This window comes from Curtobacterium sp. JUb34 (assembly GCF_003755065.1).
Taxonomy (GTDB): domain Bacteria; phylum Actinomycetota; class Actinomycetes; order Actinomycetales; family Microbacteriaceae; genus Curtobacterium.
This window is the reverse complement of sequence record NZ_RJVH01000005.1, coordinates 306,845-320,231: the sequence shown is the minus strand read 5'-3', so window position 1 is coordinate 320,231 and position 13,387 is coordinate 306,845. Positions and strand designations below refer to the sequence as shown.

The 13,387-nt window shown below is 71.2% G+C and carries 14 protein-coding genes and 1 rRNA gene; 13 read left to right on the top strand and 2 right to left on the bottom strand.

The annotated features are described in order from the left end of the window. The 12 genes from rrf to EDF63_RS18060 all read left to right on the top strand — a co-directional run. Nucleotides 1–90: ribosomal RNA gene (gene rrf / locus EDF63_RS18110) — 5S ribosomal RNA — on the top strand; the annotation flags it as partial. A gap of 384 nt (nucleotides 91–474) precedes the next feature. Then, nucleotides 475–1,521 (top strand): hypothetical protein, encoded by a 1,047-nt coding sequence (locus tag EDF63_RS18105; protein ID WP_148061837.1) that lies wholly within the window; start codon nucleotides 475–477, stop codon nucleotides 1,519–1,521. Then, a complete protein-coding gene (locus EDF63_RS18100) occupies nucleotides 1,512–2,348 on the top strand; it encodes a hypothetical protein (RefSeq protein WP_123314360.1) in 837 nt (278 codons plus the stop codon). Before EDF63_RS18105 ends, EDF63_RS18100 begins: the two co-directional genes overlap by 10 nt. Nucleotides 2,349–2,385: 37 nt before the next feature. Next, on the top strand, nucleotides 2,386–3,351 hold the full coding sequence (locus tag EDF63_RS18095) for an HAD-IIA family hydrolase (RefSeq protein WP_123314397.1): 966 nt from the start codon (nucleotides 2,386–2,388) through the stop codon (nucleotides 3,349–3,351). A gap of 10 nt (nucleotides 3,352–3,361) precedes the next feature. Continuing rightward, entirely contained in the window at nucleotides 3,362–3,529 is a 168-nt protein-coding gene (locus EDF63_RS18820) for a hypothetical protein (RefSeq protein WP_185021517.1), read from the top strand. Then, nucleotides 3,522–4,355 carry a TlyA family RNA methyltransferase gene (locus tag EDF63_RS18090; RefSeq protein WP_123314359.1) on the top strand — a complete coding sequence of 278 codons (834 nt, stop codon included), beginning with the start codon at nucleotides 3,522–3,524 and terminating at the stop codon, nucleotides 4,353–4,355. The genes EDF63_RS18820 and EDF63_RS18090 overlap by 8 nt, the downstream gene beginning before the upstream one ends. After that, complete coding sequence (locus tag EDF63_RS18085) at nucleotides 4,352–5,275, top strand: NAD kinase (RefSeq protein WP_123314358.1); 924 nt, start codon at nucleotides 4,352–4,354, stop codon at nucleotides 5,273–5,275. Before EDF63_RS18090 ends, EDF63_RS18085 begins: the two co-directional genes overlap by 4 nt. A gap of 22 nt (nucleotides 5,276–5,297) precedes the next feature. Further along, a complete protein-coding gene (gene recN / locus EDF63_RS18080) occupies nucleotides 5,298–6,992 on the top strand; it encodes a DNA repair protein RecN (protein ID WP_123314357.1) in 1,695 nt (564 codons plus the stop codon). 169 nt (nucleotides 6,993–7,161) lie between these two features. Then, complete coding sequence (locus EDF63_RS18075; RefSeq protein ID WP_185021516.1) at nucleotides 7,162–8,877, top strand: CTP synthase; 1,716 nt, start codon at nucleotides 7,162–7,164, stop codon at nucleotides 8,875–8,877. Nucleotides 8,878–9,039: 162 nt separating this feature from the next. Next, nucleotides 9,040–9,615, top strand: coding sequence for an NUDIX domain-containing protein (locus tag EDF63_RS18070; RefSeq protein ID WP_185021515.1), 576 nt, complete (start codon nucleotides 9,040–9,042; stop codon nucleotides 9,613–9,615). Then, nucleotides 9,612–10,193 carry a DUF1349 domain-containing protein gene (locus tag EDF63_RS18065; protein WP_123314355.1) on the top strand — a complete coding sequence of 194 codons (582 nt, stop codon included), beginning with the start codon at nucleotides 9,612–9,614 and terminating at the stop codon, nucleotides 10,191–10,193. The genes EDF63_RS18070 and EDF63_RS18065 overlap by 4 nt, the downstream gene beginning before the upstream one ends. 19 nt (nucleotides 10,194–10,212) lie before the next feature. Further along, the gene (locus EDF63_RS18060) at nucleotides 10,213–11,205 is read left to right on the top strand and encodes a site-specific tyrosine recombinase XerD (RefSeq protein WP_123314395.1); all 993 of its coding nucleotides are present in this window, start codon (nucleotides 10,213–10,215) and stop codon (nucleotides 11,203–11,205) included. Between the two features lie 14 nt (nucleotides 11,206–11,219). Here EDF63_RS18060 and EDF63_RS18055 read toward each other — a convergent pair whose 3' ends face one another. Then, nucleotides 11,220–11,666, bottom strand: coding sequence for a DUF2510 domain-containing protein (locus tag EDF63_RS18055; RefSeq protein ID WP_185021514.1), 447 nt, complete (start codon nucleotides 11,664–11,666; stop codon nucleotides 11,220–11,222). A 124-nt stretch (nucleotides 11,667–11,790) separates the two neighbouring features. Here EDF63_RS18055 and EDF63_RS18050 point away from each other — a divergent pair, with 124 nt between their 5' ends. Next, the gene (locus tag EDF63_RS18050) at nucleotides 11,791–12,294 is read left to right on the top strand and encodes an ASCH domain-containing protein (protein WP_260233170.1); all 504 of its coding nucleotides are present in this window, start codon (nucleotides 11,791–11,793) and stop codon (nucleotides 12,292–12,294) included. Nucleotides 12,295–12,303: 9 nt separating this feature from the next. On the opposite strand, the gene EDF63_RS18045 is transcribed toward EDF63_RS18050, so the two are convergent. Next, nucleotides 12,304–13,335: an LLM class flavin-dependent oxidoreductase gene (locus EDF63_RS18045; RefSeq protein ID WP_260233169.1), complete on the bottom strand. Its 1,032-nt coding sequence runs from the start codon at nucleotides 13,333–13,335 to the stop codon at nucleotides 12,304–12,306. Nucleotides 13,336–13,387 lie beyond the last annotated feature (52 nt).

Sequence of the window (13,387 nt, the reverse complement as noted above, 5' to 3'; positions counted from 1 at the left end):
CCCGGTCACATTCCGAACCCGGAAGCTAAGCCTCTCAGCGCCGATGGTACTGCAAGGGGGACCTTGTGGGAGAGTAGGACGCCGCCGGACTTAACGTAAGAAGATGTGGCCATCGGCCCTCCATCGTGAACTCGTAGGGGAGACCCTCGTTCACGGTGGTGGCCGGTGGCCATTTCTGTTTCGCCGCTCGTCGCTCGACGCCGGCTCCGGTTCGTGATGGACTGGAGCCTGAACGTCGGTCCGACCGACGCGGCACCCAACACAACGACACAGCGGACGAACGCCCGACCTCAGGCTCGGGCACGCGATGAGGAGCAACGGTGGCGAACGACGACGAGCGACGGAACGACGGCGACCGGGGAGATCGACCCCGACGAGACGATCGGGCTCCTCGCCGCGACGGTGCGCCGCGGGGTGACGGTGCGAGCGGAGGTCGTTGGTCGTCTGGCCCTCGTGACTTCGAACGGCGCGAGGGTGACCGTCGCGACCGCCCGGAGCGCTCCGACCGTCCGTTCCGCGACGGTGCTGCGCGTCGTGACAGCGCTCCGCGCCGCGACGGCGACCGTCCGTTCCGTTCCGGTGACCGAGACGATCGTCCGTCGTGGCGGAGCGATCGCGGTGACTCAGGGCGTCCGCCTCGCGGCGATGGCCCTCGGGGTGCCGACCGTCCGCGCCGCGACGGCGACCGTCCGTACCAGGGCGGTTCTGACCGCCCCCGTCGTGATGGGGATCGACCGTTCCGGTCGGACCGTCCCGCCCGAGATGGCGACCGTCCCGCCTACCGCGGTGGCTCGGATCGTCCGCGTCGTGATGGAGACCGTCCGTACCAGGGCGGTTCTGACCGCCCGCGTCGTGATGGCGACCGGCCCTCGTACCGCGGTGGTTCCGACCGTCCCGCGCGCGATGGTGACCGTCCGTACCGAGGCGGTTCGGACCGCCCGGCTCGTGACGGCGACCGTCCGTTCCGCGGTGGTTCCTCGGATCGTCCGCGTCGTGATGGCGACCGCCCCGCGTACCGCGGCGGTTCCGATCGTCCCGCGCGCGATGGTGACCGTCCGTACCGTGGCGGCTCGGACCGCCCGGCTCGTGACGGCGACCGTCCGTTCCGCGGTGGTTCCTCGGATCGTCCGCGTCGTGATGGCGACCGCCCCGCGTACCGCGGCGGCTCCGACCGTCCTGCCCGCGACGGCGACCGTCCGCGTCGCGACGACGACCGCCCGTCGTTCCGCGGTGGATCGTCGGATCGTCCGCGTCGTGATGGCGACCGCCCGGCCTTCCGTGGCGGCTCCGACCGTCCTGCCCGCGACGGCGACCGTCCGCGCCGTGATGGTGGCGACGACCGACGCCGCTTCGGCGACGGGACGCGTCACGCCGGCGCACGCTTCGGCGAAGCGGCCCGTGACGACTGGGAAGACCGCGACCCGTACGGCACGAAGTCGATCCGTCCGCGTCACGACGACCCGGACATCCCCGACGAGATCGACGCGCGTGACCTCGACCCAGCAGCGCGCATGGAGCTGAAGACGCTCAGCAAGGACAACGCCGACTGGGTCGCCCGGCACCTCGTGGCTGCGGCGCTGTTCGTCGACGAGGACCCCGCCCTGGCGAACGAGCACGCCCTCAGCGCCGCTCGTCGTGCTGGTCGCGTCGGTGTCGTCCGCGAGACCGCTGCGATCACGGCGTACCGCCTGGGTGACTTCGCGACGGCACTCCGCGAGCTCCGTACCTACCGGCGCATCTCCGGTCGCAACGACCAGCTCCCGATGATGGTGGACTGCGAGCGAGGCCTCGGCCGTCCGGAGCGAGCACTCGAGCTCGGGCGTTCTGTGGAGCGAGCCGCGCTCGACACCGCGGTGCAGGTCGAGCTCGCGATCGCGATGTCCGGCGCCCGTATCGACCTCGGGAACCCCACAGCCGCGCTCGGTGAGCTGGAGATTCCACAGCTCGACCCGTCCACGGCCTACACGTGGTCGCCGGCGCTCTACAGTGCTTACGCGGCCACGCTCGAGGAGCTGGGCCGGCAGGACGAGGCCGACGAGTGGTGGGCCCGTGTCGACCGTGCGGCAGCGGCCCTGGCCGAAGCCGCCGACGAGAACGCTTGGGAGACAGTTGATGTGGTCGAGGAAACGCTCGAGGTCGAAGAACACGCAGACGCCGGCGAGCTCGACGACGCCGAGCAGCTCGACGACACCGAGCAGCTCGACGACGCCGACTCCGAAGACGCCTACCTCGCCGACGAACCGGTCTTCGCCGAGCCCGACGTCGTCGGGGAGCCCGGCGAAGCCGACCAGCCCGGCGAGGTCGACGACGACAACCCCCGCGACGTCGACGGCTCCGCAGCCGACTGACGTCCCGACAGCGCCGACGGACGGCGTCGACGTCGTCCTGACGGACCTCGACGGCGTCGTCTACCGGGGGCGGAACGCGATCCCGCACGCGGTCGAGGCGCTCACACGGGCATCGCTGAGCGCCCGCGTCGGGTACATCACGAACAACGCGTCCCGGCGACCGATCGACGTCGCCGAGCACCTCGAGCGCTACGGGCTCGAGGTGTCCGAGGACGACGTCGTCACGTCATCGCAAGCGGGTGTCCAGCTCCTCTCGACGCTGGTGCCCGCCGGCTCGACCGTGCTCGTCACCGGTGGACTCGGACTCTCGAGCATCGTCGAGGCCGCCGGCTTCACGGTGACGAGCAGTGCCGAGGACTCCCCGGCCGCGGTCATCCAGGGCTTCTCCCCGGACCTCGGGTGGAAGGAGCTGGCCGAGGCGTCCTTCGCGCTGGCCGATCCGGCGATCCCGTGGGTCGCGACGAACATGGACTGGTCGATCCCGGTCGAGCGCGGCATCGCGCCGGGCAACGGCACGCTCGTGTCCGCCGTCCACCAGGCCGTGGGCCGCATGCCCGTGGTCGCCGGCAAGCCGGAGCGTCCGATCTTCGATGCAGCGGTCGAGCGCTTCGGCGGCGGGCGGACACTGTTCGTCGGTGACCGTCTCGACACCGACATCAAGGGGGCGAACGACGTCGGGATCCCGAGCGTCCTCGTGCTGACGGGCATCGACCAGGCGAAGCAGGTGCTCGCCGCCGACCAACGCTCGCGTCCGGTGTTCGTGCTCGAGGACCTCCGCGGCCTGTCCGAGCCCTACCCGGTGACCGTCCGGCGACAGGACGACGACGGCACGCGGTACGTCACCGTCGGCAGCGCCACCGTGGCGATGCGCGGGCACGTCGTGCGGGTGCTCGACGCGGGGAGCGACATCGATCGCCTCCGCGCCGGTGCGGCCCTGATCTGGGAGTCGGGTCTGGCCATCTACGGCCTCGACGTGGACCCGCAGCTGTACGGCGGCGAGTAGCGTGTCGGACGTGCCGAACCCCGAGCAGCCGTCCGCCGACCTGGAACCGCAGGACGAGTTCGCCGCGCGCACCTCGGCGGCCGAAGCCCTGCCGCTCGTCGAGCGCGCCGACGCGTTCTCCGCACTGCACGACGAGCTGCGCACGCGGCTCGAGGGCGGCGGCTCCGCGAGTGCCTGAACCGGACGGAGCCGTGCCCGACGCGACCCCGGTCCGCCTCGACGCCCTCCTCGCGACGCGCGGACTCGCGCGATCGCGGACCGCTGCTTCCAAGCTCATCCAGGACGGCCGGGTGACGGTCGACGGCCGTCCCGTCGTGAAGCCCGCTGCCCCGACCGCCCCGGGCGCCGACATCGTGGTCGACGCTGCCGACGAGTGGGTCTCCCGCGCTGCCCGGAAGCTCGTCGGAGCGCTCGACGCCTTCGGGGTCGACCCGTCCGGCCGTGTGGTGCTGGACGTCGGTGCCAGCACGGGCGGCTTCACCCAGGTGCTCCTGGCCCGTGGTGCTCGCCGTGTCATCGCGCTCGACGTCGGGCACGGCCAACTGCATCCGACGATCGCGGTCGACGAGCGTGTCGCCGTGGTCGAGGGCACCAACGCCCGCAGTCTGACCCGGTCCGGCTACCTCGCCCTCGACGGCGCCGCAGCCGAGACGACCCTGGTCGTCGGCGACCTGTCGTTCATCTCGCTGCGGCTGGTGCTGCCCGCCCTGGCCGAGGCCGTGCCCGCCGACGACTTCGTCCTGCTCGTGAAGCCGCAGTTCGAGGTCGGCCGCGGTGGGGTGCGCGAGGGCATCGTGCACGACCCGGCCCTCCGCGACGACGCCCTGATGAACGTCCTGTGGGCGGCGTGGGACCTCGGCTTCGGCACCACCGGACTCGCGGCGTCGCCGATCATCGGGACGCACGGCAACCACGAGTACCTCGCGCGCTTCCAGCGTGGTGTCGGTGGCAATCCGACAGAATGGAGAGTCCGGGCAACCGAACTCACAGAGGGGACCGCATGAGCGACGACCGGCACATCCTGCTCGTCTCCCACACGGGTCGCCGTGACTCGATCGATGCTGCGGTGGAGGTCTGCGACCTGCTGCACGCCGCCGGTCTGGTACCGGTGATGCCGTTCGACGAGTACGCCGACATCCGCCGGGCCGAGGCCTCGGTGGGCCAGGTCGACATCCTCGGCGTCGACGTCCAGGCGGACCAGCTCGAGATCGTCATCGTGCTCGGTGGTGACGGCACGATCCTGCGCGCGGCCGAACTCGTGCGCGAGACGCGGGCCCCGATCGTCGGTGTGAACCTCGGACACGTCGGCTTCCTGGCGGAGAGCGAGCGGGACGCCCTCGCCGAGACCGTCGAGCGCGCCCTGTCGGGGGAGTACCACGTCGAGGAACGCGTCACCCTGCAGGTCGACGTCGTCGTCGGCAACCAGATCGTCTACTCGAGCTGGGCGCTCAACGAAGCCACCATCGAGAAGGCCTCGCGCGAGCGCATGCTCGAGGTGGTGACCGAGGTCGACGGTCGTCCGCTGTCCTCGTTCGGGTGCGACGGCGTCGTCGTGTCGACCCCCACCGGGTCCACGGCGTACTCGTTCTCCGGCGGTGGTCCGATCGTCTGGCCCGACGTCGACGCCCTGCTGATGGTGCCGCTCAGCGCGCACGCCCTGTTCTCCCGCCCGATCGTGGTGGGTCCGGACCGCGTCCTCGCGATCGAGGTCCTCCGGCGCACGAGCGGTGTCGGCGTCCTGTGGTGCGACGGTCGCCGGACGCACGACCTGCCGCCGGGCGCTCGGGTCGAGGTCCGACGGTCGCCGGACCCCGTGCGGGTCGCGCGCCTCAAGGACGCCCCCTTCACCGATCGGCTGGTCGCGAAGTTCCGGCTCCCGGTCACCGGGTGGCGCGGGCCGCAGACCGACGAGGACGACCTGTGACCGGCCGACAGGAGGACCACCGATGATCGAGGAGATCGCGATCCGTGACCTCGGGGTCATCGGCGAGACCACACTCGAACTCGGTCCGGGGTTCACCGTGGTCACCGGCGAGACCGGTGCGGGCAAGACCATGATCGTCACCGCCCTCGGGTTGCTGCTCGGTGCCCGGGCGGACGCCGGTTCGGTCCGCCGCGGTGCGTCGAGCGCGGTGGTCGAGGGCCGCTGGAACGTCCCCGAGCACGCCGCGGTCGCAGAACGCGTCGAGGACGCCGGCGGCGCCGTCGAGGACGGCGAACTGATCCTCACACGCACGGTCTCGGCCGAGGGCCGCAGCCGCGCCACCGTCGGCGGGCGGAGCGCCCCCGTGGCGGTCCTCGGTGAACTCGCCGATCAGCTCGTGACGGTGCACGGTCAGTCCGACCAGATCCGACTGACCTCGTCGACCGCGCAGCGTGCTGCGCTCGACGGCTTCGGCGGAGCGGCCCTCGAGAAGGTCCTGAACCGGTACGTCACCGCGTACGACGCGTGGCAGCAGCACACGGGCGAGCTCGAGACACTGACGCGGGACCGTGACGAGCGGGTCGCCGAGGCCGACCGGATCCGCGCCGCATCGGACGAGATCGAAGCGGCCGACCCGCAGCCCGGCGAGGACGTCGAGCTCGCCGAGCGCGCCGACCGGCTCGGCAACCTCGAGGAACTCCGACTGTCCGCCGCCCTGGCGCACGAGGCCCTGTCCAGCGAGTCCCTCGACGGTGTCTCGGACGTCGTCGGCCTGGTCGAGTCCGCCCGCCGTGCCGTCGAGCGCGTCGCCGACTCCGACGCCGCCCTGCAGCCGGTGCTCGAGCAGCTCACGGAACTCGGGATCCAGGCGGCCGAGGCCTCTGCGAGCATCTCCAGCTACCTCGGCTCGCTCGAGCCCGAGGCCGGGCACGACCTCGAGCTCATCAACGAACGACGCGCGCTGCTCGCCGGCCTCACCCGCAAGTACGGCGACACCGTCGACGACGTCATCGCCTACGGGCAGCGTGCCAGTGACCGCCTGCTCGAGCTGGACGGCGACGACGACCGCATCGCGGCGCTCCAGCAGTCCGTCGAACAGGACGAGCAGGCACTCGGGGCGGCGGCGGCGGCGTTGACCGCTGCTCGCACGAAGGCGGCAGCGGACCTCGCGAAGCGCGTCACGACTGAACTGAAGACCCTCGCGATGGCCGGCGCCACGCTGGTGGTCGAGGTCAGCGACGCGGGCGAGTACCGCCGGCACGGACGCGACCAGGTCTCGATCCTGCTGCAGCCGCACTCCGGCACCGACCCCCGGCCGATCGGCAAGGGCGCGTCGGGTGGCGAGCTCTCACGCGTCATGCTCGCGATCGAGGTCGTGATGGCCGGCAGCACGACGGTGCCGACGTTCGTCTTCGACGAGGTCGACGCCGGCGTGGGCGGTGCGGCAGCGATCGAGATCGGTCGTCGGCTGGCGAAGCTCGCCGAGCGCACGCAGGTCATCGTCGTCACGCACCTCGCGCAGGTCGCGGCGTTCGCGAACAACCACCTCAACGTGGTGAAGGACGCCAGTGGCGCCGTGACCTCGTCGAGCGTGCGACGACTCGAGGGCGAGGACCGCCTGCAGGAGATGGCGCGGCTGCTCTCCGGCCTCGGCGACAGCGCCAGCGGCGTGGAGCACGCCCGCGAACTGCTCGACGTGGCCGGCCAGACGGCCTGACGACCGCCGGCCGGCGGCCGAGCGCGAGCGCGCCCCGAACACCCGACCGCCGACCGCCGGCCGGCGGCCGAGCGCGAGCGCGGCCCGAACACCCGGCGACCCACCCGCGCAACGCCCACGGCGAACCGGGGTCGCGCCTCCCGGCAGTTCTGACGTACGATGGAATCCCGTGGCGGACACTCTCAGCAGCGGTACCCAGGCAAACACCCCGACCCCGAAGGTGACGAAGCAGATCTTCGTGACCGGCGGGGTCGTCTCGTCTCTCGGCAAGGGCCTGACGGCAGCAAGCCTCGGCAACCTCCTCACGGCTCGCGGCCTCAAGGTCGTCATGCAGAAGCTCGACCCCTACCTCAACGTGGACCCGGGCACCATGAACCCGTTCCAGCACGGCGAGGTCTTCGTGACCGACGACGGTGCGGAGACGGACCTCGACATCGGGCACTACGAGCGCTTCCTCGACATCAACCTGGCGCAGTCGGCGAACGTCACGACCGGCCAGGTGTACTCCACGGTCATCGCCAAGGAGCGCCGTGGCGAGTACCTCGGCGACACCGTGCAGGTCATCCCGCACATCACCGACGAGATCAAGCGCCGGATGCGCGAGCAGGCGGAGAACGACCCGCAGCCCGACGTCATCATCACCGAGGTCGGCGGCACCGTCGGTGACATCGAGTCGCAGCCGTTCATCGAGTCGGCGCGCCAGGTCCGCCACGAGCTCGGCCGCAACAACGTGTTCTTCGTGCACGTGTCGCTCGTGCCGTTCATGAACGCCTCGGGCGAGCAGAAGACGAAGCCGACGCAGCACTCCGTGGCTGCGCTCCGCTCGATCGGCATCCAGCCCGACGCGCTCGTGCTGCGGTCGGACCGTCCGGTGTCGGACTCGAACAAGAAGAAGATCGCGCTGATGTGCGACGTGGACGAGGACGCCGTGGTGAACGCCGTGGACGTCCCGTCGATCTACGACCTGCCGACGCTGCTGAACAACCAGGGCCTCGACCAGGTCATCGTCGATGCGCTCAAGCTCGAGGCCGGCCCGGTCGACTGGACCGCGTGGACCCCGGTGCTCCGTGCGGTGCACGAGCCGAAGAAGGACGTCACGATCGCCCTGGTCGGCAAGTACATCGACCTGCCGGACGCCTACCTGTCGGTCACCGAGGCACTGCGCGCCGGTGGCTTCGCGCACGACGCGAAGGTCACGCTGAAGTGGGTCGTCTCCGACGACTGCACCACGCCCGAGGGTGCTGCGAAGCAGCTCGGCGACGTGGACGGCATCTGCATCCCCGGTGGGTTCGGCGTCCGTGGCATCGAGGGCAAGCTCGGTGCGCTGCGCTTCGCCCGCGAGCAGGGCATCCCGACGCTCGGCCTGTGCCTCGGCCTGCAGTGCATGGTCATCGAGTACGCCCGCCACGAAGCCGGTCTCACCGACGCGTCGAGCACGGAGTTCGACCCGGAGACCTCGACGCCGGTCATCGCGACCATGGCGGAGCAGGTGGACATCATCGCCGGCGGCGACCTGGGCGGCACCATGCGCCTCGGCCTGTACCCGGCGACGTTCACGCCGGGGTCGTTGGCCGAGTCGCTCTACGGTGCGCCCGAGGCGTCCGAGCGCCACCGTCACCGCTACGAGGTCAACAACACGTACCGGCAGCAGATCGCGGACGCCGGGCTCGTGTTCTCGGGCACCTCGCCCGACGGCACCCTGGTCGAGTACGTCGAGCTGCCGCGCGACGTGCACCCGTTCTACATCGCGACGCAGGCGCACCCGGAGCTGCGCTCGCGTCCGACGAACGCGCACCCGCTGTTCGCGGGGCTCGTCGCGGCCGCGATCGAGCGCCACGAGGCGTCCAGCCTGTTCGACCCGCAGAACGAGGAGCAGGTCGCGTAACGCGAGTGGTCTCTGACGGGAGGCGCGGTGCCAGCTGGCACCGCGCCTCCCGTCCGTTCGTGGTCGCGCCCACGGCACCTGGTTCCGGACACGGAACCACGGAACGGCGCGGTGTGGCGTCCGGAACCTGGTTCCGCGAGGGACGCGTGCTTGGATGGTTCCGTGACTGACGCACCCATCGCTGACGAACCCGCCTCGTTCGAGGTCACCGAATCGACCGTCGTGTACGAGGGCGCCGTCTGGGACGTCCGGCGGGACGCGATCGCCTACAACGACGAGACGATGGTCCGCGAGTACATCGACCACACCGGTGCCGTCGCGGTGTACGCCGAGGACGACGACGGCCGGGTGCTCGTGATCCAGCAGTACCGGCACCCGGTGCGGGTGCGCGACTGGGAGCTTCCGGCCGGCCTGCTCGACGTGGAGGGCGAGGACCTCCAGGTCGCCGCCGCGCGAGAACTCGCGGAAGAGGCCGACCTCGAAGCGGACACGTGGGAGCCGCTGGTCCGGTACAACACCTCGTCCGGTGGGAGCGACGAGTTCCTGCAGGTCTACCGCGCGCGGGGTGTCCGGCCCACGGCGACCGCGTTCGAGCGTGAGGCCGAGGAAGCCGACATCGTGAAGCGGTGGGTGCCGCGGGCGGAGCTGGTGGAGGCGATCCTCGACGGACGGCTGCACAACTCCGGGCTCGTCGTGGCCGTGCTCGCCGTCGATGCGCTCGAGCGTCGCCGCGCATGAGCCTGCGCGAACTGGTCGACACGGCCAGCTGGACGCACGAGCCCGAGGCGGCAGTGCTCGACGGCGACGTGCTGCGCGTCACGGCCGTCGAGGGCAGTGACGCCTGGCGGACCACCTCGTACGGGTTCGTCCACGACTCCGAGCACGCGCTGGTGGAGCGCATCGACGGGGCGTTCTCGGTCGAGGTCTCGTTCGTTCTCGACTACACGGAACAGTTCGACCAGGCCGGCGTCTTCCTGCGCGTCGACGAGCGGAACTGGATCAAGGCCGGTGTCGAGGTCTCCGACGGGACGCCGCAGCTCGGCGCCGTGGTGACCCGCGACTTCTCGGACTGGTCGGTGTCGCCCGTGCCGGAGTGGGTGGGACGCGTCGTGACGATGCGGGTCAGCCGCGACGGCGATGCGGTGACCGTGCGGGCGTGGGCCGACGACGAACAGCCGCGCCTCGTCCGGGTCGCGTACCTCGATCCCGATGCCGCCGTGTCGGCTGGACCGTTGTGCGCTGCTCCGACGCGTGCCGGCCTGACCGTGAGCTTCACCGGGTACCGGGTCGGGGCGCCTGACGAGGCGCTGCACTGACCGTGCGCCTGCTGTCGTGATCCCGCTCGACCGTGCCACGGAGACGTACCTGCGGCACGTCGCGATCGAGCGCGGGCTGTCGCAGCACACCTTGTCGGCATACCGGCGTGACCTCGCGGTGTTCACGTCGTGGTTGGCGACCGCTCCGGTGGTCGATTCCGACGGTGCCGACCGGGCCGGCGGGGCGTCTGCGATCGACGACGTCGGGCGGCTGGCGCGTGCGGACGTCTCGGAGTTCGTGACCCACCTGGCGACGAAGCCGGACGGTCCGCTGGCACCGAGATCGATCGCCCGGATGCTCAGCTCGGTGCGGTCGTTCACGGCCTTCGTGGCGGGGGAGGGCTGGCTGCCGCTCGACCCCGGTACCGCCGTCCGGCCGCCGAAGGCCCCGATGCGGCTGCCGAAGGCCATCTCGGTGGAGGACATGGAGCGGCTGCTGGGCGCGGTGTCCGTCGACGCCGACGACCCCGTCCAGCTGCGTGACAAGGCCCTGCTCGAACTGCTCTACGCCACCGGAGCGCGGATCTCCGAGGCGGTGGGGTTGTCGGTGGACGACGTGACCACGCTCTCCGATGACTCGGCTCCCGACGCCGACGGCCTCGCCGTCGTGAAGGTCACCGGCAAGGGGAACAAGCAGCGGGTCGTGCCGCTCGGCAGCTTCGCCCGGGCGGCGATCGACGCCTACCTGGTGCGTGCGCGGCCGGTGTTCGCGGCACGCGGGCCCTCGACGCCGGCGCTGTTCCTCGGCGCTCGGGGCGCTCGGCTCTCACGGCAGAGCGCGTGGCTCGTGATCCAGTCGGCGGCAGAGGCTGCGGGCCTCGAGGCGCACGTGTCGCCGCACACCTTCCGGCACTCGTTCGCCACACACCTGCTCGAGGGCGGCGCCGACGTGCGCGTGGTGCAGGAACTGCTCGGGCACGCGAGCGTCGCGACGACACAGATCTACACGATGGTCACGGCGGACATGCTGCGGGACGTGTACCAGACGGCGCACCCGCGGGCGCGGCGGTAGCGGACGCGAGCGAGTCAGAAGAGGTGGAACTGGGTCGAGGCCGCGACCGCGGCGGTCGCGACGGCCACGACGATGGCGCTCGCCGAAGCACTCCTCGCGAGCACACGCCACCCACCGGTCGCACCGGGGCGGACGACACCGACGAACCCGCACACGAGCGCGAGCGCGCTGCAGGCACCCAGCGGGTTGCAGAGGATCGACGTCAGCGCCAGCAGCACCGCAAGCGCCGTGAACACGCACAGCCGTCGGTCTCGGGCGCCGCCGGATGCCCACGCGTGGGTCCGGATCGATGCCGTGTGCACGGAGAACGAGGGGCCGACGGGCGCGATGACGATCGGCATGACCGGTTCCGGAGCGCTCGGCAGGACGCGCGTCGCAGCACCCCAGGCGTGACCGTCCCACCAGCGCAGACGGCTGGCGTCCTGCGGGTCCGGGAACCAGCCTGCGGCCGGCAGCGTCACGGGGACTCCTCGAGGTGCGGGGGAACGGTGCTCCTCGACGGTACGAGTCGGGACGGTCCTGCCACAGTCCCAAGGCGGGTGTCGGCACAAGTGCGGACACCCGGCGGTGCGCTACGGTCGGCTGGTGGCCACGACCCTCGACGACTTCTGGAACGAGCGGCGCGCCGAGGCCCCGGAACTGCCCGTCGAGGCGCCGGAGGCGTGGTCGTTCGGTGCCACACCGGAGCAGGCTGACGAGCTGCTCGAGCTGGTGCTCCGAGGGGTCAAGGACGGTACGGCGTCTTCGCTCTGGGACTACGAGGCGTCGGGTGACCCGCTCCCCGTGACCGGTGAGTGCAGCATCGTGACCGACGGTGCCGGAGTTCCGCGGGCCGTCATCGAGACGACGGACGTCCGGATCGTCCCGTTCGATGCCGTCGGAGCCGAGCACGCGCGTGCCGAAGGCGAGGGCGACCGTACCCTCGAGCACTGGCGGAGGGTGCACGAGGCGTACTGGCGCGCGCACTCCGAGAACCCGCGCGGCTTCGAACCGGACATGCCGGTGGTCTGCGAGCGCTTCCGGCTGCTCTGGCCGACGCCGACGCCGACGTCAACGGCGTCGACGCCACCGCCGACCGTCAGCGCCTGATCGAGCAGGTCAGGCCGGGACGGGCGCCGCGTCGACCTCGGTGAACACGTCCTTCACGGCGGCGAGCAGCCGCGCGTTGAAGTCGACGCCGAGCTGGTTCGGCACCGTGACGAGCACGGTGTCGGCAGCGCGGACGGCCTGGTCGGCTGCCAGTTCCGCGACGAGGTCCTCGGGCGAGCCGATGTAGGACCGGCCGAAGCGTGCCAGTCCGCCGTCGAGGTGTCCGACCTGGTCCTGCCCCTCGACCTGTGCGCGGACGCCGAAGTAGTGCCGCGACTCGTCGTCGATGATCGGGATGATGCTCCGCGAGACCGACACCCGAGGGGTCCGCTCCCAGCCCGACTCCGCCCACACTCGGCGGAAGCGCTCGATCTGTTCGGCCTGCAGTTCGTCGAACGGCACGCCGGTGTCCTCGGTGAGCAGGGTCGACGACATCAGGTTCATGCCCTGTTCGGCGGTCCACTCGGCGGTGGCCCGGGTGCCGGCACCCCACCAGATGCGGTCGCCGAGCGAGTCGGAGAGCGGGGAGATCGGCAGCGACCCGACCGAGCCGGTCATCTGCGGGTTGGCGTTGGCCATCGGCTCGCCGGCGATGGCACGACGGAACACCGAGGTGTGCGCCCGCGCCATGTCCCCGCCGTTCTCGTCGGTCGCGTCCGGCACGTAGCCGAACTGCTGGTAACCAGCGAGGGCGGTCTCGGGTGATCCACGGGAGACGCCGAGCTGCAGTCGTCCGCCGGAGATGAGGTCGGTCGCCGCTGCCTCTTCCGCCATGTAGAGCGGGTTCTCGTAGCGCATGTCGATCACGCCGGTCCCGATCTCGATGCGGCTGGTCTTCGCGGCGATCGCGGACAGCAGGGGGAACGGAGCAGCCTGCTGCGGAGCGAAGTGGTGCACGCGGAAGTAGGCGCCGTCGACGCCGGCCTCTTCGGCAGCGACCGCGAGGTCGATCGCCTGCACCAGGGACTCACGCCCGCTGCGCACCTTCGACCCCGGCACGTCGCGCCAGTGTCCGAACGACAGGAACCCGATCTTCGTCATGTCGATGCGAACGCATCCGGAGAACCGCGCATTCCGTCGCGACTACGGTGTC